Below are 19,540 nucleotides of genomic sequence, written 5' to 3'. Positions count from 1 at the left end.
CAATCACGACGGATGTAGTGGTTCGAATCAGAGAGTACGACACCTGTCGTGGTTGCGCTAGTCTTTTTCCATGGCTCGCAATTCGCAACGCAGATCCGATCTCGCCGACGCCGGCATTTCGATCCTGGCCGCCGAAGGCGCACGCGGACTCACCCACCGTGCCATCGATGTGCAGGCAGGAGTACCGAAAGGCACCACGTCGAACTATTTCAAGACGCGCGAAGATGTCATCGCCGGATTGATCGAGCGCATCGGCGAACGGCTCGCCCCGGATCCCGACGTGCATGCCCCGCTCGCCGCCAAAGCTCCGAGCGCGGAACTGTTCGCTGAGTACACCCGCGACATCGTCGCGCGGCTCCTGACCAACCGAGAAGTGACGCTGGCGTTGTTCGAACTGCGACTCGAGGCGTCGAGACGGCCGGAGATCGGCGCCGTTCTCGGCACGTGGCAACGGTCGAACTTCCGCGGCGACGTCGAATTCAACCTTGCCGCGGGACTTCCCGGCGGCGCCAAGGAGATCGCGTTGTTCCACTACGCGATAGACGGTCTCCTGTTCGACCGACTGACCTACCCGATCGACCCGGAGACCTCGACCGACGACATCGTCGACGATTTGGTGAACGGCCTGCTCAGGTGAACTCGACTCCCTGCGCGAGAGGCAGCTCGTTGGAGTAGTTCACAGTGTTGGTTGCCCGTCGCATGTAGGACTTCCAGGCGTCCGAACCGGATTCGCGTCCGCCACCGGTTTCCTTCTCGCCGCCGAACGCGCCGCCGATCTCCGCTCCCGACGGTCCGATGTTGACGTTGGCGATGCCGCAGTCGGATCCGGCGGCGGACAGGAACCGCTCGGCCTCACGCAGATCCGTCGTGAAGATCGACGACGAAAGACCCTGTGGCACATCGTTGTGCAGCGCGATGGCCTCGTCGAGCGTCTCGTAGGTGAGAACGTACAGAATCGGCGCGAACGTCTCGTGACGCACGATGTCCGTCTGCGCAGGCATCGTCACCACCGTCGGCTGGACGTAGTAGGCGTACTCGCCGAAGATGTCGACGCGCGAACCGCCTGCCTTCACGACACCACCAGCGCCGACGGCAGCGTCGAGCGCTTTCTGGAAGCCGGCGAAGGCCGGCGCGTCGATCAGCGGCCCGACGAGCGTGTCGGCGTCCAGGGGCGACCCGATGGCCAGCGATTCGTACGCCTTCGCAATCCGCCCGACCAGCTCGTCGGCGATGGAGGAATGCACGATCAGTCGTCGCAGAGACGTACACCGTTGCCCTGCGGTACCCGCCGCGGAGAACACGATCCCGCGGGTCGTCAGGTCCAGATCGGCGGACGGGGTCACGATTGCGGCGTTGTTGCCACCGAGTTCGAGCAGTACGCGTCCGAATCTCTCCGCGACGCGGGGCGCCACGGCTCGGCCCATGCGCGTGGACCCGGTCGCGGACAGGAGAGCCACGCGGGAATCGTCGACGAGCGCCTCACCGGCCACTCGGTCGCCGATGACCAACTGCGCAACGAGGGGATCGACGTCCGCGTTGGCGGCGGCACGCTCGAACAGCGCTTGAACAGCGAGCGCGGTCAGGGGCGTCTTCTCCGACGGCTTCCACACGACGGTGTCGCCGGCGACCAAGGCGAGGACGGTGTTCCACGACCAGACTGCGACAGGAAAGTTGAAGGCAGTGACGACTCCGACGACGCCGAGCGGATGCCACTGCTCCATCATGCGATGGCCCGGGCGCTCGGTTGCGATGGTGTTGCCGTAGAGCTGACGGGACAGCCCGACGCCGAAGTCGCAGATGTCGATCATCTCCTGGACCTCGCCCAGGCCCTCGGACAGAATCTTGCCCGCTTCGATGGAGACCAACTCGCCCAGATCGGCCTTGTACTCACGCAGTAATTCGCCGAGTTCGCGGATCAGTCCACCTCGAACCGGAGCGGGAACGGCGGACCACTCGGCGAACGAAGATTTCGCCACGGTGACGACGGCGTCGACATCCGCAGCGGTGGCCGCGGCGAGGGACGCGAGATTGCCCCCGGTGATCGGTGAACGTGCGACGACCGGCAGTTCCGACCTGGGCACGTCGAGGTCGGCGGTCACCCCCAGGCGTCCCAGGATTGCGCGGGTACGGACGCTCAGCTCGTCGTGCTTGACCGGGGAAGTCATCGCGAAAATCACCTTTCGTCGCCGTGGCAGCAACATTCAATCTAGCCGACGGGTCACAACGCCGTAAAATTTACGGTCGTAGCCGTTTCTTTACGGAATATTGTCGGGTACGTTGGCGATCATGACGCAGGTATTGCACACCCCACATGCCTCCGGTTCCTTCGACGCATCGGACGTTCACGACACGATCGGCCGCCACATGCTCGCCGACGGCTTCGCGATGGTGCTGGACCTGACGGCTTCCCGCGGATCCACCCTCGTCGACGCGCGGGACGGCACCGAGTACCTGGATCTGTTCACCTTCTTCGCATCCAATGCTCTCGGCATGAATCACGCCAGGCTGACAGGCGATGCGCAGTTCCGAGCCGATTTGCTCGAGGCCGCGATGAACAAGCCGAGCAACTCCGACATCTACTCGATCCCGATGGCTCGGTTCGTCGACACGTTCGCACGGGTGCTGGGCGATCCGCGGCTACCTCATCTGTTCTTCGTCGAAGGTGGTGCACTCGCCGTCGAGAACGCGCTGAAGGTCGCGTTCGACTGGAAGAGCCGCTGGAACCAAGCGCACGGGTTGGACGCCGACCTGGGTACGCAGGTACTGCACCTCGAGCACGCATTCCACGGACGATCCGGCTACACGATGTCGCTGACGAACACCGACCCCAACAAGGTGTCCCGCTTCCCCAAGTTCGACTGGCCCCGCATCCCGTCGCCGTACATCCGAACCGGCGCGGACATGGACGCACTGGAGGACGACGCCCTGGCCGCGGCACGCCTCGCGTTCGAAGCCAACCCGCACGATATTGCCTGTGCCATCGTCGAACCCATTCAAGGCGAGGGCGGCGACAACCACTTCCGGCCACGGTTCCTGCAGAAGCTGCGGCAGCTGTGCCACGAACACGACGCACTGTTCGTCGTCGACGAAGTGCAAACGGGCGCTGGAATGACGGGAACCGCCTGGGCTTTCCAGCAGCTCGGCGTCGTACCCGACGTGGTGGCCTTCGGGAAGAAGGTCCAGGTGTGCGGAGTCATGGCAGGCGGCCGCGTCGACGACGTCCCGAACAACGTCTTCGAGGTCTCGTCGCGTATCAACTCCACGTGGGGTGGCAATCTCACCGACATGGTGCGGGCTCGTCGCATTCTCGAGGTGATCGAGTCCGAGAACCTGATCGAGCGCGCCGGCACGCTCGGTGACCGCGTGCTGGGACGGATGCGGGACATCGCGTCGCGGCATGCCGTGGTGACCGAGGTACGCGGCCGCGGTCTGATGTGCGCCTTCACCCTTCCCGACGCCACCACCCGGGATCGTCTGATCGACGACCTCCGCGAGACCGAGCACGTCCTTGCTCTCGGATGTGGCGGAAGCTCGGTTCGGTTCCGGCCGGCGCTGACGATCAGCGAAGCGGACCTGGACCGAGGACTCGAGGCGGTGGAGCGGTGTGTGGCACGGCTTCAGGAACGCGGAAACTAGATGGGAGCGGTACTTTCGGCCGAGGTTCCGGGGGTCACGTAGCGGCCGACGGCCCAGGCTCGGTCGGCCGGGGGTACGACGGCGTCCACGATCCTGCCGTCCTGGTAGTAGCTCCGGTGGTCGATCAAGCCGGAGTCGACGGCATCTTGCCACGCAGCGGTCGGGCCTTCACCGAACCAGAGCCACGGGGTGATGTCGTCCATGACGACGACGGTGTCCGTGGTGCTGAACGCGCGCGCGTCCGCCAGGTCCGCACGCGCTCCGTCCAGCGAATGGTCACCGTCGACGAACACGACGTCGAAGCGCACGTCGGGATTCGTGCGGGCGTACTCGGTGACGGTGGAGTGCGAATCTCCCCGGATCAAGGTGTGTCGGCCCGGGAACAGTTCGTCGATGTGAGCTTTGGCGGCATCGCTGTACTCGTATTCGGCCAGATCGAACGACACGACCGTGACCGTCGGCGACGCGGACAGAAAGGCCCACGTCGAAAAGCCTGCGTTGAAGCCGATCTCGCAGATCAACTCCACGCCGTCGTCGGCCGCCAATGAACTCAGATAGGCAAGCTCCGCCTCATCGGCGCCGTACTCGAACGGCTGGCCTGCAGTGACGGTGCGTCTCACCATCGCCTCGAGCTCACTCAACCCCACGTGGACCTCCGTCTCGATTCGTTTCTCGCCACTTCACTACCCCCATCACCGCCAACCGAACCCCCCGCTCCACTCCTGAACACCTGGGTCATTCCGCCGGCTCCACTCCTGACGTCAGGGTGATCGAAACCGTTCGCATTCATCGGATCTACCTCTAGTCTGACCGGGTGACCGATCGTGCGGTACCTGCAGGCAGCGCTGCTGCGGGTGTTGTTGCAGGGTACGGCGCAGGCAGTATCGGCACCGGTGGGTTCGCTGCTCTTCCGGGCCTCGTATTGGCGTACTACCTGACGGACACCCTCGGCGTGGCTGCCGGACTCGCCTCGCTCGTCATCCTGGTTCCGAAGATCTGGGATGTGCTGCTCGGCCCACTCGTCGGAGCGCTCAGCGATACACGCTCGGCGCGCACCGGGTCTCGAACGCCGGAAATGGTTGTCGGCGCGCTGGCCATGCCCGTGCTGTTCGTGCTGACGTTCGCGCCTCCGATCGGCCCTGCTGCGCTGTGGGTGTTCGTGTTCTTCCTGCTCGCCGCAACGGCATACAGCTTCTTTCAGGTGCCGTACATTGCGCTGCCCACCGAGCTGTACACCGACGCGAAAGATCGGACCCGCCTCGTCACCGTGCGCATCGCGGTGCTCGCCGCCGCGATCCTTCTGGTCGGCGGAGGAGGACCAGCGGTTCGCGATGCTGCGGGCGGCGGTCCCACCGGATACCTCGTCATGGCGATCGCGGCGGCGACGGTCATGGGCGTCGGCATGCTGCTGACGGTGTGGGGCACGAGAGGGAAATCGGTGAGTCGGGCCGATCCGTCGGACGGGACGGTGTGGGCGCAGTACCGCGAAGGCCTCGGCGCAGTGCGTTCCACACGGTCGTTTCGGATCTTGCTGATCACCTTCGTCGTTCAGGCACTTGCGGTCGCAATCCTGCTCGCAGGTGTGCAGTATCTCGCCACCTACGTCCTGGGCGACGAAGCCGCGCTGACGCTGCTGTTCGCTGCCGTCGTCGGACCCGCTCTTCTGGTGATGCCGGTGTGGTATCGCTTCGGTCTGAAGTACAGCAGGACGGTCGGATTCGTTGCGGCGTCGATCGTCTTCGCGCTCGGCAGCGTGTCGTTCGTCATCGCGTTGTGGACGCCCGGCCCGTGGGTGTTCGCGTCGGCAGCCGCCTGCGGCATCGGATACGCAGGGATGCAGGCCTTTCCACTTTCCCTGCTGCCGGACACCATCGAGGACGACGCCGCCCGCTTCGGCCGATCACGAGCAGGCGCACTCAGCGGCGTGTGGACTGCCTGCGAGACAGGGGCGGGAGCCGTCGGGCCTGCGGTGTTCCTGCTGATCCTCGCTTCGGTCGGGTTCCGGTCCAGCACGACGGACGACATCGTGTCCCAACCGGATTCGGTGGTTCCCGGCATCGTCGTGGGATGCTCGATCGTTCCTGCCGCGTTGGTGATACTGAGTGTCGTTCTGCTGAAGCAGTTTCGAATATCAGAGCCGAGCCGGCGTCGTGGCCGAATCGACGAAAGGACCTTATGAGAGCGTCGAACATGAAGGCCGTGCTGGCGCGCCTGCGGGAGCTGCGCACCGCCGACGCACCGACCCACGGCGGCCGTGTCCTGTCCTACGTCTACGACAGTGGTGTCGCCGAACTCGACGAGCTCGCCGCTGCGGCCATGCGTGAGGTCCAATCCGTCAACGGCCTCGATCCGACGGTGTTTCCCTCGGTTGCCACGATCGAGCGGGATCTCGTCGATTTCGGGCGTTCGATCTTCCACGGAGGCGAGGACGTCGTCGGCAACGTCACGACCGGCGGCACCGAAAGCTGCATCCTGGCGGTCCTCGGAGCACGTGATGCGGCAGGTAAGCACGGCGGCTCCATCGTCCACCCGACGACGGCACATGCCGCCTTCCGCAAGGCCGCGCACCTACTCGGTGTGGAATCCATTGTCGTACCGGTCGATCCGGTCTCGGGCGTGCCGGATCCAGGACGCATCGCCGACGCCATCCGCGACGACACGATTCTCGTCGTCGCATCGGCTCCCAGTTACCCGTTCGCGACGATGGACCCCGTCGCGGACATCGCTGCCATCGCGGCAGCGCGCGGGGTGGCCGTTCACGTCGACGCCTGTATCGGCGGTCTGGCACTGCCCTGGTGGGGCGACGTGCCTGCCTGGGACTTCGGAGTGCCCGGCGTCACGAGCATCTCGGCGGACCTGCACAAGTACGGCTACTCCCCCAAAGGTGCATCGCTGTTGCTGGTGCGCGGCCGAGATCGCCACCGCCACCAGTACTTCGGGCTCACGGACTGGCCAGGATATCCCGTCGTCAACCCGACGTTGCTCGGTTCCAGATCGGTCGGGGCGATGACGGCGGCATGGGCGATAGTCACCGCACTCGGCGTCGACGGATTCGCCGACCTCACCGACCGAATGCACGATTCCACAACGGCACTCGTCGCCGCGATCCGCGCCATCGACGGGCTACGCGTCGTCGGCGACCCCGTCGGGCCGCTGTTCGCAGTGGCCAAGGATTCCGCAGACGGGCCGCGGGCTGCCGTCGATCCGCATGTGTGGCTCGGCGCCGTCGGCAAGCGTGGTTTCTCGCTGCAGGCACAGCCGTCGTTGACGCAATCCGACGGAACGGTGCTGCCGCGCACCACTCATCTGACCGTCACACCCGCGACAGTGTCCGTGCAGGGCGAGTTGGTCGCAGCTCTCGTAGGTGCCGCCGACGACGTGCGTGGACAGGCCGCAGCGGAGCCGCCGCCCGCACTGGCCGAGCTCGCCCGACTGTTCCGCGACGGCGTGCTCACCTCCGAACAGGCATCGGCACTGTCGTCCGACGAGGTGTACGGCGCACTCCAAGCGGCAGGCGTGACCGGGAGCGGGGACCTGGACATGGCGTCGGTACTTGCAGGCGTCGAACAGTTGCCCCGCGACGTGAGCGCCGCGATGCTGATCGAATTTCTGGCACGAGTGATCGAAAAGTAGGGGTGGACATGCGTATTCGACTTGCACTGGCAGCGCGGTTGATAGTGGCAGCGGGACTTGTACTGGCAGCCGGTGCTGTACCGGCCCAGGCTGCACCGGACTTCTACGCCGAACCGGCGGAGATCCCCTCGGAACCGGGGACCGTTGTCGCTACCGAGCCGATCCCGTTCGTCGGGCAGACAGGTGCGCCCGCCCAGCGCGTGAAGTACACCTCCACCCTCGCCGACGGCACGCCCGTCGCGGTGACGGGCACGTACCTCGAACCGTCGGCCCCCTACCCGGCCGGCCCGACGCCGACCGTCGTCATCGGGCCGGGCACGCAGGGCCAAGGTGACCAGTGTGCGCCGTCGCGGCAATTCCCGACCGGCGGCCAATACGACCCGAAGACCGGGAGCACCTCCATCAACTACGAAGGCGCCTTCGCCGTCGCATTCCTGACACAGGGCATCCGCGTGTTCGTCACCGACTACATCGGCCTCGGCACACCGGGCATCCACACCTACGTCAACCGCGTCGAGGAAGGGCACGCCATGATCGACGCCGCCCGCGCCGCCACGACACTGGGCGACGATGACCATGCGGGACCCGTCGCATTCTGGGGGCACTCCCAGGGCGGCGGTGCCGCGGCATCGGCGGCCGAACTGGTAGGTGACTACGCGCCGGAACTGAACGTGGCCGGCACCTACGCGAGTGCGCCTCCCTCCGACCTCGACGCCGTACTGCGGCACATCGACGGGACGGGACTGACTGCGGCAATCGGCTTTGCGATCAACGGTTTCGTCGCCCGCTATCCGGAACTGCAGTCCGTCGTCGACGAGGCGTCGAACGATCGAGGCAAGGAAGTACTGAGGCGCGTGTCGACGCAATGCCTCATCGAAGCTCGGCGCGAGTTCGGTGGCACCTCCACGGCGCAATGGACCAAGGACGGAAAGACACTGGCGGACTCGATCGGCGGCAACCCCGTCGTGCAGCGGGTCTTCGACGACCAGCGCATCGGAAACGGAACCCCGAGCGCTCCGGTTCTGGTCAACACCGCGCAGGCCGACGACTTCATCCCGACGGACCAAGCACGCCGACTCGTCACCGAATGGTGCTCTCGCGGCGCCGACGCATCGCTGTACGTCAACGAGCTCCCGCCCGTCCCAGGAGGCCTCGGGGTCAACCACCTCGCACCCGCGGCGACGGACTTCGGCGTCGGGCTCGGCTGGATCAAGGATCGGTTCGCAGGAGTACCGACCACTTCCCGCTGTGCAGAAATCTGAGCCGATAGTAAAGTTCCCTTCGCGAAAGACCGACCGGTCTCTACTTGGAGGGAAGTTCGATGCCGTACCTCGGCCTGATCATCATGATCCTGTGGGTGTTCTGCCTGATCGACGTCATCACCGCCGACGAAGGCGGTGTACGGCACCTTCCCAAGATGATGTGGCTGCTGTTGGTCATCTTCATCCCGCTCGCCGGATCGATCGTGTGGCTCCTCGTGGGACGGCCCGTCGACGGCGGAATCTGGGGCGGAGCGGGCGGCGGAAGTTCAGCCCGCCGCAGCAACTCGGCGTATCCGGAATACGACACGCGGCCCGGCCGGGCAACCGGAACCACGGCCGAGGCCGACGAGGAATTTCTGCGTCAGTGCCGTGCCCGCGCCGAGGAACAGCGTCGTAAAGCTCGCGGCGACGGCGCCTGACGGCGGGGATCAGCGAACAGCTCTCGAGACCAACGGTTTGTAGGTGACCTGCGGATACGTGCCCGTCTCGTCCAGTTCCACCGACGCTCGCACGTGGTAGACCTCCTGCACCAAATCCTGGGTGATGACGTCCGACGGCCTGCCCACGGCCACGACTTTTCCCGCTTGCAACACCACGATGCGATCGCAGAACATCGACGCCAGATTCAAATCGTGCAATGCGATGAAACTGGTCAACGGCAGGCCCGAAATCAACGCCAGGATGTCGAGTTGGTGCTGGATGTCGAGGTGGTTGGTGGGCTCGTCGAGGAGCAGTTCCGTCGGTTCCTGCGCCAACGCACGGGCGATCTGCGTGCGCTGACGCTCACCGCCGGACAGGGTGTGCCACAGCCGATTCGCCTTCGACGTCATTCCCGTGTCCGTCAGGGCCTTGTCCACGGCGACGTCGTCGGCTGCCGAATCTCCGCCCAGCAAACCGTGGTGCGGGATCCGACCGAGTCGAACCACGTCGCGCACCGCGATGTCCACCTCGGTGTCCGAATGCTGATCCACCATCGCCACGCGTCGAGCGATCTGCTTGCGCCGCATCGACGCCATCGGCGCGCCGTCGAGCGTGACGTCACCGGAATCGGGTGAGACGATTCCCGCCAGAATCCGCAGCAGCGACGACTTACCGGACCCGTTCGGTCCGATCAGCCCGACGGTCTCACCCGGATGCGGATCGAAATCCACTCCGTCGAGGATCTGGTTGTGGCCGCGAGACCAACGCACGGATGCGGCCTCGATCGTCATCTCGTCCTCCGCATTCTGAAGAGAATCACCGCGAACGCAGGCACGCCGATCAGCGCGGTCACCACGCCCACCGGAATTTCCTGTGGCTGGAACACCGTGCGGGCGATCGCGTCGACCCACACCATGAAGATCGCGCCGACGAGCACCGTCGTCGGCAACAGCCGACGATGCCGGGCGCCGACCAGGAACCGCGCCGCGTGCGGCAGAACCAACCCGACGAATCCGATCGCTCCGGCAGCACTGACCAACGTCGCGGTGATCAACGCGGTGATGACCAACAGCACGATCCGAATCCACTTGACGGACACTCCCAGCGAGGCCGCGGCGTCGTTACCGAAGGTGAACGCGTCGAGCGCCGACGAATACAGCAGGCACACGACGATGCCGACGGCACAGACGATCCCGCACATCATCACATCGCCCCAGTCGGCGCCACCGAGAGATCCGAGCAGCCAGAACAGAACCCCTCGTGTCTGTTCTGCATCGGCCGACGAGATGACGATGAACGACGTCAACGCCGAGAACAACTGCGTCCCAGCCACTCCGGCGAGCACTACCCGATCGGTGCCTCCCCCGGCACCGGCGGCGAGCAACATCACCAGCAGAAACGAGAACACCGCTCCGACGAACGCGCCCGTCGACAGCGAGTACATACCGCTGCCGATCCCGAGGACCGCGACCAGCACCGCGCCCGTCGATGCCCCGGACGAGATACCCAGCACGAACGGATCGGCCAACGGGTTACGCAGCAGGGACTGCATGATCGCGCCGCACAGAGCCAGACCGGCGCCGCACACCGCTGCCAGCAGCGTCCGCGGAAGCCGAAGCTCCCACACGATCCCATCCTTGATCCGGCTCACGCCGGAGCTTCCGAACCCCATGTGCTCGAACGTGATTCGGTAGACATCGGCCACCGACAGATCCGCCGGACCGATCGTGATCGCCACTGCGATCGACAGCACCAGGACGACGGAGCCGATCAGCAGCAGCGGAAGCAGAAAGCTCCGCCGTACCGACGGCTCCGCCTTCCGCACCGATGGCTCCGCCTGGGGCACGGTCAATTCGCCAGGCCCCAGCCCTGGAGTGCAGCAGCGACCTTCTCGACGCCGTCGACGGTCCTGATCGACGGATTCAGATCCGCCCCGTTCACGACGATGTAGCGCTTGTCGGTCACCGCAGGAAGGCGCTGAGTCACCGGATTGGTCTCCAGGAACTCGATCTTGGAATCCAACGCGTCACCGGCCAGCGACCGGCGGCTCAGATCGGCCAGCACGAACGCCGTCGGGTTGCGGTCCGCCACCGACTCCCAGCTGACCTGCGGCCACTCGTCGGTGGTGTCCGAGTAGATGTTCTCCGCGCCCACCGAATTGGTGATGATGCCCGACGACCCGCAGCACCCCGCCATGTACGGCGTCGCAGTATCGGCGAACCAGTAGACCAACGAGGTGCCCGACGCATTCACCGTGCCCGACGCCTTGTCGAACCGCTCCTGCAGTTCGGCGACGAACTCCTCACCGCGCTCGGACACGTCGAAGATGGCCGCAAGATCACGAACCTCCTGGTAGACGGACTCGATCTCCAACGGCTGAGTACGAGCACCATCCGAATTGACGCTCTCGTCGGTCTTGCCGTTGCAGTCCGTCGGCGACAGGTAGTTGGGCACACCGAGCTGCTCGAGCTGACCACGCTCCGCCACCCCGCCAGGCCCGAGGGTCCCGCCGAACGACGCCGACACGAAATCCGGCTCGGCGTCGAGCACCACCTCCAACGACGGCTTGTTGTCCGCCAAACGCGGAACACGCTCGTTGTCCGCCGCCAGGTTCTCCCGCACCGGATCCGTCCACGTCGCCGACCCGACCATCCGATCCGCCAAACCGAGACTCAACAGAATCTCCGTCGACCCCTGATTCAGCGACACCGCTCGCTGCGGAGGCGCATCGATCACCACCTCCTGACCACAGTTGAAGATAGTCAACGGAAAATTGCCGGACGATTCCTGCACCGCCTCCGACTCGGAACCGGAAGAACAAGCAGACAGAACAAGAGCTGCTGACAGCACAGCAACACCGAAGGGGACACGAATAGCCATGAGGTGGCGCAAACTTCCTACTAGGGGCCCTGGTCGCGGAGCCGCGGGACATACGCTGCAACAGGCAAGCGATCGGACTCCCACACTCGTGGTCACCGTTGCGCGTCAGTCCCGGATTCACACCGGATTCCCTCGCCCATCACACAGACCACTACACCGGTAATCCTGGGCTTACTTTAACCCCTCTTGACGTTTCCCCTCGACCCGGTCGTTCAGCTCTCGCCCCTGTTCACGGACCGAACGTGGCCCCTGTTCGTGGAGCGAGCGTGCCCCTGTTCCCGGAGCGAACGTGACGTTCGGTCAGTCAGACTGACCGGAATCCGCGTTCGCTCCTACAGAAGGCATGATGGGGGCCGTGAATTTGTCCGTCGGCCGCCCGATTTCCGACGCCGAAGCCACCTCGCGGTGGGCCGCCTGGTCACCCGTCGATGTGGCGGAACGACTGGCAACCGTTCGAGCACCGTGGTGCATCACCGCGGGATGGGCGCTCGAGCTGTTCACCGACGACGCGGCTCGCGATCACAGCGACGTGGAGATCGGTGTTCCGGCACATCGGTTCGGCGAGATATCTCCGGCGCTCGACGGTTACGAGTGGGATGTCGTCGGGGACGGGCGGTTGTGGCCGTATCCCGACCATTTGGACAGGCACTTCCAGACGTGGCTGCGCGACGACGCCGGCACCTATCGGCTGGACGTCTTTCGCGAACCACACGCCGGGGACCACTGGGTGTACCGACGTAACTCGGCGATCTCCCTGCCGTACGACGTCATGATCCGGCGCACCACGGACGGCGTCCCCTATTCCACACCCGAAGTGGTGTTGCTGTTCAAAGCCAAACACTGTCGGGCAAAGGACGAACTGGACTTCCGTCGCGTCCTCCCCCATCTCGACCAGGCAATGCGCGCACGTCTGCAGTCCTGGCTTCGACTCGTCCACCCCGGACACCATTGGATCGGAGTACTCGACGCCGCACCGTGAACCGAACGTGGCCCCTGTTCCCGGAGCGAACGTGGCGTTCGGTCAGTTGGAGTGACTGAACGTCACGTTCGGTTCGGTGGGACGCGCGCCCGGGAAGGTGTTGCGCCCGGCGGTGACGGTGACGAGGGCGCCGATGACGAGTAGGCCGGCGAGGGCGATGACGTCGGCGATGGATGCCCTGTCGACGACGATTCCGCCCACGAGGGCGCCCGAGGCGATGGCGAGCTGGAATGCGACGACGTAGACGGCCGAGGCGCGGTCAGGGTCGGAGCGCGCGGTGTTCAGGACGGTCGACTGCAGGCATACCGGGACGGTGGTGAAGGCCAGACCCCACAGTCCGATGCCCAGGACACTCAGTGCTGCAAGGGAACCTGGGGCGGAGAGCATGGTCGTCCACAGCAGGGTGAGTGCGGCGACAACGACGGACAGTGCACCGATGGTGGATCGCCTCGGCCAGCGATCGAAGGTCCTGCCGACGATCCAGATACCGACGACTCCGCACAGCCCGTACAGCAGCAGCATCGCGGTCAGGGTCGTTCCGACGGACCCGAGGCCGCGGTCCACGATCAACGAGAAGTACGTGTACGCGACGAAGTGGCCGAGCACTGCGAGAAACGTTGCAACACAGATCATCACCAGCGATCGGTCGAGGACGCGAACCCGTGATCCGGGGCCCGAGCCGGCGTCGGCGACCTTCATCGTCGGCAGCACCGCGAACAGCGTCACCGCGATGATCCCCGCGACGGCACCGATGCACACGGCCGCTGTGCGCCAGCCGAGCCACTGGCCGAGGGCAGCGGTCAACGGATTGCCTGCCACCAGCGCCAACGACGTTCCGGCGTAGACCGTCGCGATGGCCTTGCCTTTGCGTTCCGGGGCGACGAGCGATGCTGCGACCGGTGCGACCACTGCCCAGAACACGCCGTGCGTTGCAGCACAGATCATTCGAGCGACGACCAGCATCGGATATCCGATGGCTACCGCGGACAGCAATTGCGACACCGCGAGTGCGCCCACGGTCACCACGACCACTGTTCGACGCGGCCACCTGCGCACGAACGTCATGAGCGGCATCGTCATCACCGCGACTCCGTAGGCATAGAACGTCAACAGCAGGCCGACGCTCGATTCACTGACCCCCATGTCCGACGAGATCTCCGGCAGCAGCCCGACGGGCAGCGTCTCGGCGGTCACGTAGACGAAGGCCGCGGCCGCAAGAACGAGAAGCTTGGCGAGAGATCTACCGTCACCCATGATGTGTATCGTTACACATGTCGACGAGGAACGCTAGTGTGAACGCATGCACCCCCGCCCGACCATGGCCGACGTCGCCGCCGCCGCGGGCGTGTCCACGATGAGCGTCTCCTACACCTACAACCAACCGACACGCGTCTCCGACGCCACCAGGACGCGAGTCCTCGCTGCAGCGGAGCGCCTCGGATACACCGGCCCGCACACGGGCGCACGATCGCTGCGCAGCGGCAAGACCAACAACGTGGGCGTCGTCCTCAGCGAGAAACTGACGTATTCGTTCGAGAACCCCCAGGCCCGCGCGTTCCTGACCGGAATCGCCGAGGCCTGCCTCGACACCGACTCCGGACTCGTCCTGCTGCCCAATGGAGGCCGGTCTCAGCCGAATTCGCCGGCGAAGGCCGATCTGGAGCGCATACGCGGCGCTCAGGTCGACGGGTACGTGTTGTGGACCACGGTGTCCGACGACCCGATGCTGGACGTCGTGATCGGCACCGGCAAGCCGGTCTGCATCCAGGGCGGACCCGTCGTCCCGGGCGCAGCAATGATCGGGATCGACGATTCGGCAGCAGCACTCGCAGTCGGGCAAGTAGGACTGCGACAGTCGACAAAGCCTGCAGTGATCAGCTTTCCGCGCAATCGCGACCGCGTCGTCGAAATCGTGCACGGCCCCGACCCGGCCGACGCCACCTTCCCGGTCACCGCCGCACGCCTCGCCGGCTTCCGCCGAGCCGTCGTCGACGCGGGTTTCAAGTGGGAGTCCACTCCCGTCGCCTTCGCCGGATCGAACGCGTCCCCCGACGGCGCCGACGCGGCACGGCGACTAGTCGGCGCCGACGCACTTCTGTGTTGCAGCGACGACCTCGCGCTCGGGGCACTCGATGTCGTCGGCCCGCTCGACGGCTGCGACGGCGTTGCGATCACCGGCTGGGACGATTCCGATGCGGCCCGAGCCGCCGGTCTGACCACCGTCGCGCAATCACTGTTCGATCAGGGCTGCGACGCAGCGCGCTGGGTGCTCGGCTCCCTCGACCGCATCCCTGAGAGCCCATGGTCGGTGCAGGTCCGGAATTCGACGAGACCCGCGCGCCCCCAGTAACCGGGTAATTCACACTCGAAGTCGCCTCAAAACGGGGAAGGCGACCTGTTTGTAGCGCATAAGCAAACTTCGGGTTATGGTGAACGCGGCCGACCGGCCACGGGGGGGAAGTATGAACCGAGAGACACCCATGCCCCGCCCTGCCGTCGAGAATCCATTTGCCGTTCCTCAGGCCGAGCTGGACCTGCTGTCCGACCCCCTCGTGCTGGTCGATCGAGATTTCGTCGTCACCTACGCAAATCCCGCTGCCGCGGCGCTGCTCACGGCGCCGATCGACACCCTTGTCGGACGATGCATCGACGCCTGGTTCACCGATCCCGCCTGGACCGCGTTCGTCTCCTCCTGCAACGGCCCAGGAGTGTACGAGGACTTCTCGTACACCCTGCAGAAATGGCTGTCCTACCGCACCGTCAAGGGCAGTTCCGGGCACGCGATCTGGGCAACGGACATCACCAGCGAGCGGCTCGGAGACACCCGCGTCGAATGGACCGACGACCTCGCGCGCACCATGCTCGACGCCGTTCCGTCCGGCGTCGTCGTCCTGGACGTCGACGGGGTGGTCGTCCTGGTCAACAGCGTGTGGTCCACGTTCTGGGCGGATCGACCACAGACCGACGGGTGCCTCCCCGGAACCAATTACTTCGACCTGTGGGCACCGGCGATCGCCCGAGGGAACGACACCGCAATCTCACTGGTCGACGGCCTGCGCGCCCTGATCTCCGGATCCGGGCAGGTCTTCTCCTCCAACCACAGATTCGGGTCCGTGGTCTACCGAATCCGAGCCACCCGCCTCGCCGACGGCGGCATCTACCTCACCCACACCGACATCACCGCGCAGGCCGCGGAGGCGCCCGTCCGCCAGGATCCCCTGACCGGTCTGCCGAACCGCGACGAGATCGAAGCGCTCCTCGCCACCGAACTCGCGGTGCGCTCCGACGAGAACGAAGTGAGCATCCTGCTCGTCGACATCGACGGCTTCCGTGAATTCAACGACGCACTCGGCCCCGTACACGGCGACGAACTTCTCCAGCAGGTCGCGGAAAGAATCGCCGCCTCCACCCGGCCCAACGACACCCTCGGCAGGCTCACCGGCGACGAGTTCGTCGTCATCGCCCGAGGCTGCCAGTCGATCGCTGCTCGAGCCCTCGCCGCCGGCTTCTCCAGTGTCCTCGAACCGTCCTTCACCGTCGACGACCGTCAGCTGACGGTGACCGCGAGCGTCGGCGTCGCCACCTCGGGACCGGATTCCGACGACCCGGTCCAGCTCATCCACGACGCCACCACCGCCATGCACGCAGCCAAGAACCTCGGCCGCAGCAGCCACCAGGTGTTCTCGGCGGATCTGCGCGACAGCAACCGCACACGCCTCGAACTCGTCGAACGCCTCCGCGGAGTCGCGATGGCCGAACACGAGCTGCAGATGGTCTACCAACCCATCGTCGAACTCGCGTCCGGCGCAGTCATCGGCGCCGAAGCACTGATCCGGTGGGACCACCCTGAACTGGGCCTGCTGATGCCGGACAGCTTCATCGGTCTCGCCGAAGACGCAGACCTGATCATTCCGCTCAGCAACTGGATCCTCTCGCAGGTCTGCCGCACCCTCGCCGCCTGGCAGTGCAAAGACCTGAACATTCAGGTCGGCGTCAACGTCAGCCCACTCCACTTCGCCGCAGGCACACTCGCCACCGACGTCAACAGCATCATCGACTCCCTCGGAATCGAACCGGGCCGGCTGGTCCTCGAACTCGCCGAGTCGAAATCGCTGCACGACATCGACGCAGTGCACTACCAACTCATGGATGTCCGACGCCACGGATCCCTCATCGCCATCGACGATTTCGGCTCCGGCTTCTCCTCCCTCGAACGCCTCGCCACCCTGCCCGTCGACATCCTCAAAATCGACAAATCACTCACCCAACACCTCGACAGTCGCGACCTACAGCGCAGACGAGCCATGACCTCGCTCTGCAAAGCCGTCGTCGACGTCACGCACGATCTCGGACGCGACACCGTCGTCGAAGGCATCGAAACCAAAGACCAACTCGCCAGCTGCGTCGACATGGGCGTCACATTCGGGCAAGGTCATCTACTGGGCAAGCCCATGACCGCACCACAGCTCGAAACGATCCTGCTGCCGAACGACGCACACAGCGCGTCGGCCTGACACGAGGACACGACGCACCGTGAAGATCGACGACGAAATAGGACGCTTCAGCGAAGCCCGACGCGCCATCCTCTCCAGCGTCAACGCCGACGGCACCCCGCACCTCGTGCCGATCGTCTTCGCCCGCGTGGACGACACCCTCGTCACCGCCATCGACTGGAAACCCAAAAGCACCCAGAAACTCAAGCGACTCGAGAACATCCGCGCCGACCCGGCCGTCAGCCTCATCGTCGACAACTACTCCGAGAACTGGAAAGACCTCTGGTGGATCCGCGCCGGCGGCTCGGCCGAAGTCATCGACGCCGACACCGACCGCGGCCGCACCGCCATCGCCGCGCTGGTGAAGAAATACGAGCACTACACCCCCACACCCCCCGACGGCCCCGTGATCGTCATCAGCAAGCTCACCTGGCGATCCTGGCAAGCGTCCTAGAATTCAGCGGCTCGTTTCTCGATACTCCACCGTCAGCCCCCGCTTCAGTTCCCCACTTTCAGTTCCCCACTTTCAGTTCCCCACTTCGGGACCGAACGTGACGTTCGGTCACTCCAAGTGACTGAACGCCACGTTCGCTCCACGTGGGTGCGACGAAAATCGCTCGCATTGCGAACCATGATCGATGCACACTGCACTGCATGCCCCCACTTCGGATCGACCTGGACGAAATTGTTCTTCGCCGGGAGAACTTGGCCGATGCACCTGTCGTCGCCGAGGCGATAGCGTCGAACATCCCGCGGCTTGCGCCGTGGATGGAGTGGGCCGTCGAGGACGCCACACCCGTCGCAACCCAGGAAAGTCGAATTGCCGACTCTCTTGCACAATGGGATTCGGGTTCGATGTTCGACTACATGATCGCCGACGGTTCGGGCGATGAATTCCTCGGCAAAGCGGGGATTCGATTAGCGGGACCGGATCACGCGACGATCGGTTATTGGGTCACCGAAGATGCGGAGGGACGAGGAATCGTCACTCGTGTCGCGCGAGCTCTGACGGCCCTCGCCGCGGAGCTCGACGGCATCGTTCGAGTCGAAATCCATTGCGATGCTGCGAACGACCGCAGTCGGGCGGTACCCGAGCGCCTCGGATACCGCCTCGACCGCGTGATCGATCACCCGATCACGACGTCGCATCAGACCGGCCGCCAGATGATCTGGATCTACGACGCGTCCTGACGCCACTCCGACAACGGTATCGCCCGTACGTTCGGTCGCGGGCGGGCACTCGCTTCATCGTAGGCACGACGTAGATCCGCGATGACCGAATTCGGTTGCGTTCTGATGGCTTTCGGAGTGTGCGCGGTCAGGACGATGCCGTGATTCTGAATACCCGTGCGTCGTTCGTACGTCTTCTCGAACGCTGCAGGCGACGCATGGTGCTGGAAGGATTCGATTTCTTCGCCCATGGCGACGTCGTCCCACCAGTTGTCCATGATCGCGATGAACTCACCGGCTTCACTCAGAATGACGCAGTTGGCCATCGATGGGGGCAGGCCGCTCCTTGCGCACAACGCCCGCGCATCCACCTCGGCGACCGAGTGGGCGCCGTCGCCGAGGTCGTGCAGCGCACGCCGCGGTACCGCACTTCCGCGCGAGGAACCCTCGTCGAGTTCCCTCATCAATGCCCTGATCTCGGCGCCGCCTCGCTGCACCACTTCGGCAATCAACGCCGTGCACTGTCGCAGATCGGATATCCGACGGGACGCGTCGAGCAGGCATCGATCGATTGGCGCGACAGGCAACCCCCGCTTCGTCGTCGCCTCCGGCAACCTCGTCGTACGCTCGACCACCACGAATTTCGAATCCTTCCGATTTCGTTCGTCCGGAATCAGAAGCAGCGTGTCCGTTGTCTGCGTCGACGCTCCGAAGCCGTGCAGTGCCAGCCCCGCGCGACCCGACAACATCACATCGGTTCCGCCGTACATCACCGCCGCGGTGTTGCGTTCGTGCCTGGTCGGCTGGCCATTGTGCAGCAAAACCAGCCCAGGCAGGATTCGCTGCCACGGTCCACCGGCAGTTCTGTCGACGATCGTCTTGGCCCCCACCCCCAACCTGCGCAGCTTCGCGGATCCGATCACACCGTTTCTCGCATGCCTCATCAGCAGTTCTCGGTCTTGTGCCCAGTCGCCCCGTTTCATGCTGCGCATCGAATACCACCGGACCGACAATTTCGGCCCTCGGCTCGACCCGCCTGTGGATAACTCTCACCCTGTGGACAACGT

At 65.1% G+C, this 19,540-nt stretch carries 18 protein-coding genes; 11 read left to right on the top strand and 7 right to left on the bottom strand.

What is annotated here, in order from left to right; genetic code table 11:
- Nucleotides 1–70: 70 nt before the first annotated feature.
- Nucleotides 71–637: a TetR/AcrR family transcriptional regulator gene (locus H292_RS0118030; protein WP_019664988.1), complete on the top strand. Its 567-nt coding sequence runs from the start codon at nt 71–73 to the stop codon at nt 635–637.
- Here H292_RS0118030 and amaB read toward each other — a convergent pair.
- The gene (gene amaB / locus H292_RS0118025; protein WP_020112292.1) at nt 630–2,165 is read right to left on the bottom strand and encodes an L-piperidine-6-carboxylate dehydrogenase; all 1,536 of its coding nucleotides are present in this window, start codon (nt 2,163–2,165) and stop codon (nt 630–632) included. The genes H292_RS0118030 and amaB overlap by 8 nt on opposite strands.
- Nucleotides 2,166–2,286: 121 nt before the next feature.
- On the opposite strand from amaB, the gene lat reads away from it, so the two are divergent.
- Nucleotides 2,287–3,636, top strand: coding sequence for an L-lysine 6-transaminase (lat, locus tag H292_RS0118020; protein WP_051127771.1), 1,350 nt, complete (start codon nt 2,287–2,289; stop codon nt 3,634–3,636).
- On the opposite strand, the gene H292_RS0118015 is transcribed toward lat, so the two are convergent.
- Entirely contained in the window at nt 3,633–4,283 is a 651-nt protein-coding gene (locus tag H292_RS0118015) for a class I SAM-dependent methyltransferase (RefSeq protein ID WP_020112290.1), read from the bottom strand. The two genes, lat and H292_RS0118015, sit on opposite strands and share 4 nt — an antisense overlap.
- Before the next feature lie 167 nt (nt 4,284–4,450).
- Between H292_RS0118015 and H292_RS0118010 the strand changes: the two genes are divergently transcribed.
- The 4 genes from H292_RS0118010 to H292_RS0117995 are packed head-to-tail and all read left to right on the top strand — an operon-like array spanning nt 4,451 to nt 8,950.
- On the top strand, nt 4,451–5,815 hold the full coding sequence (locus H292_RS0118010; protein WP_020112289.1) for an MFS transporter: 1,365 nt from the start codon (nt 4,451–4,453) through the stop codon (nt 5,813–5,815).
- On the top strand, nt 5,812–7,269 hold the full coding sequence (locus H292_RS0118005) for a pyridoxal phosphate-dependent decarboxylase family protein (RefSeq protein WP_020112288.1): 1,458 nt from the start codon (nt 5,812–5,814) through the stop codon (nt 7,267–7,269). Before H292_RS0118010 ends, H292_RS0118005 begins: the two co-directional genes overlap by 4 nt.
- An 8-nt stretch (nt 7,270–7,277) precedes the next feature.
- On the top strand, nt 7,278–8,531 hold the full coding sequence (locus tag H292_RS0118000) for a lipase family protein (RefSeq protein WP_020112287.1): 1,254 nt from the start codon (nt 7,278–7,280) through the stop codon (nt 8,529–8,531).
- 59 nt (nt 8,532–8,590) lie between these two features.
- Nucleotides 8,591–8,950: a PLD nuclease N-terminal domain-containing protein gene (locus tag H292_RS0117995; protein WP_019664995.1), complete on the top strand. Its 360-nt coding sequence runs from the start codon at nt 8,591–8,593 to the stop codon at nt 8,948–8,950.
- A 9-nt stretch (nt 8,951–8,959) separates the two neighbouring features.
- Here H292_RS0117995 and H292_RS0117990 read toward each other — a convergent pair whose 3' ends face one another.
- The 3 genes from H292_RS0117990 to H292_RS0117980 are packed head-to-tail and all read right to left on the bottom strand — an operon-like array spanning nt 8,960 to nt 11,831.
- Nucleotides 8,960–9,742 carry an ABC transporter ATP-binding protein gene (locus H292_RS0117990; protein WP_020112286.1) on the bottom strand — a complete coding sequence of 261 codons (783 nt, stop codon included), beginning with the start codon at nt 9,740–9,742 and terminating at the stop codon, nt 8,960–8,962.
- Nucleotides 9,739–10,776 (bottom strand): FecCD family ABC transporter permease, encoded by a 1,038-nt coding sequence (locus H292_RS0117985; protein WP_020112285.1) that lies wholly within the window; start codon nt 10,774–10,776, stop codon nt 9,739–9,741. The genes H292_RS0117990 and H292_RS0117985 overlap by 4 nt, the downstream gene beginning before the upstream one ends.
- A 23-nt stretch (nt 10,777–10,799) precedes the next feature.
- Nucleotides 10,800–11,831 carry an ABC transporter substrate-binding protein gene (locus H292_RS0117980; protein ID WP_037188680.1) on the bottom strand — a complete coding sequence of 344 codons (1,032 nt, stop codon included), beginning with the start codon at nt 11,829–11,831 and terminating at the stop codon, nt 10,800–10,802.
- A 346-nt stretch (nt 11,832–12,177) separates the two neighbouring features.
- On the opposite strand from H292_RS0117980, the gene H292_RS0117975 reads away from it, so the two are divergent.
- Nucleotides 12,178–12,810: a hypothetical protein gene (locus tag H292_RS0117975; RefSeq protein WP_027498902.1), complete on the top strand. Its 633-nt coding sequence runs from the start codon at nt 12,178–12,180 to the stop codon at nt 12,808–12,810.
- Nucleotides 12,811–12,852: 42 nt separating this feature from the next.
- Here the strand turns inward: H292_RS0117975 and H292_RS27245 are convergent, their stop codons facing one another.
- Nucleotides 12,853–14,064, bottom strand: coding sequence for an MFS transporter (locus H292_RS27245; RefSeq protein WP_020112282.1), 1,212 nt, complete (start codon nt 14,062–14,064; stop codon nt 12,853–12,855).
- Between the two features lie 46 nt (nt 14,065–14,110).
- Between H292_RS27245 and H292_RS0117965 the strand changes: the two genes are divergently transcribed.
- The 4 genes from H292_RS0117965 to H292_RS0117950 all read left to right on the top strand — a co-directional run bounded on the left by H292_RS0117965 (nt 14,111) and on the right by H292_RS0117950 (nt 18,494).
- A complete protein-coding gene (locus H292_RS0117965) occupies nt 14,111–15,160 on the top strand; it encodes a LacI family DNA-binding transcriptional regulator (protein WP_020112281.1) in 1,050 nt (349 codons plus the stop codon).
- Between the two features lie 112 nt (nt 15,161–15,272).
- Nucleotides 15,273–17,324, top strand: coding sequence for a putative bifunctional diguanylate cyclase/phosphodiesterase (locus H292_RS0117960; protein WP_020112280.1), 2,052 nt, complete (start codon nt 15,273–15,275; stop codon nt 17,322–17,324).
- 19 nt (nt 17,325–17,343) lie between these two features.
- Nucleotides 17,344–17,757 carry a TIGR03668 family PPOX class F420-dependent oxidoreductase gene (locus H292_RS0117955; RefSeq protein ID WP_019665002.1) on the top strand — a complete coding sequence of 138 codons (414 nt, stop codon included), beginning with the start codon at nt 17,344–17,346 and terminating at the stop codon, nt 17,755–17,757.
- A 200-nt stretch (nt 17,758–17,957) separates the two neighbouring features.
- Nucleotides 17,958–18,494 (top strand): GNAT family N-acetyltransferase, encoded by a 537-nt coding sequence (locus H292_RS0117950; protein WP_020112279.1) that lies wholly within the window; start codon nt 17,958–17,960, stop codon nt 18,492–18,494.
- Here the strand turns inward: H292_RS0117950 and H292_RS0117945 are convergent.
- Complete coding sequence (locus H292_RS0117945) at nt 18,479–19,456, bottom strand: hypothetical protein (protein ID WP_020112278.1); 978 nt, start codon at nt 19,454–19,456, stop codon at nt 18,479–18,481. The genes H292_RS0117950 and H292_RS0117945 overlap by 16 nt on opposite strands.
- Between the last annotated feature and the right edge of the window lie 84 nt (nt 19,457–19,540).

The organism is Rhodococcus sp. 114MFTsu3.1 (genome assembly GCF_000383555.1).
GTDB lineage: Bacteria > Actinomycetota > Actinomycetes > Mycobacteriales > Mycobacteriaceae > Rhodococcoides > Rhodococcoides fascians_E.
This window is presented reverse-complemented; position numbering and strand designations above follow the sequence as displayed.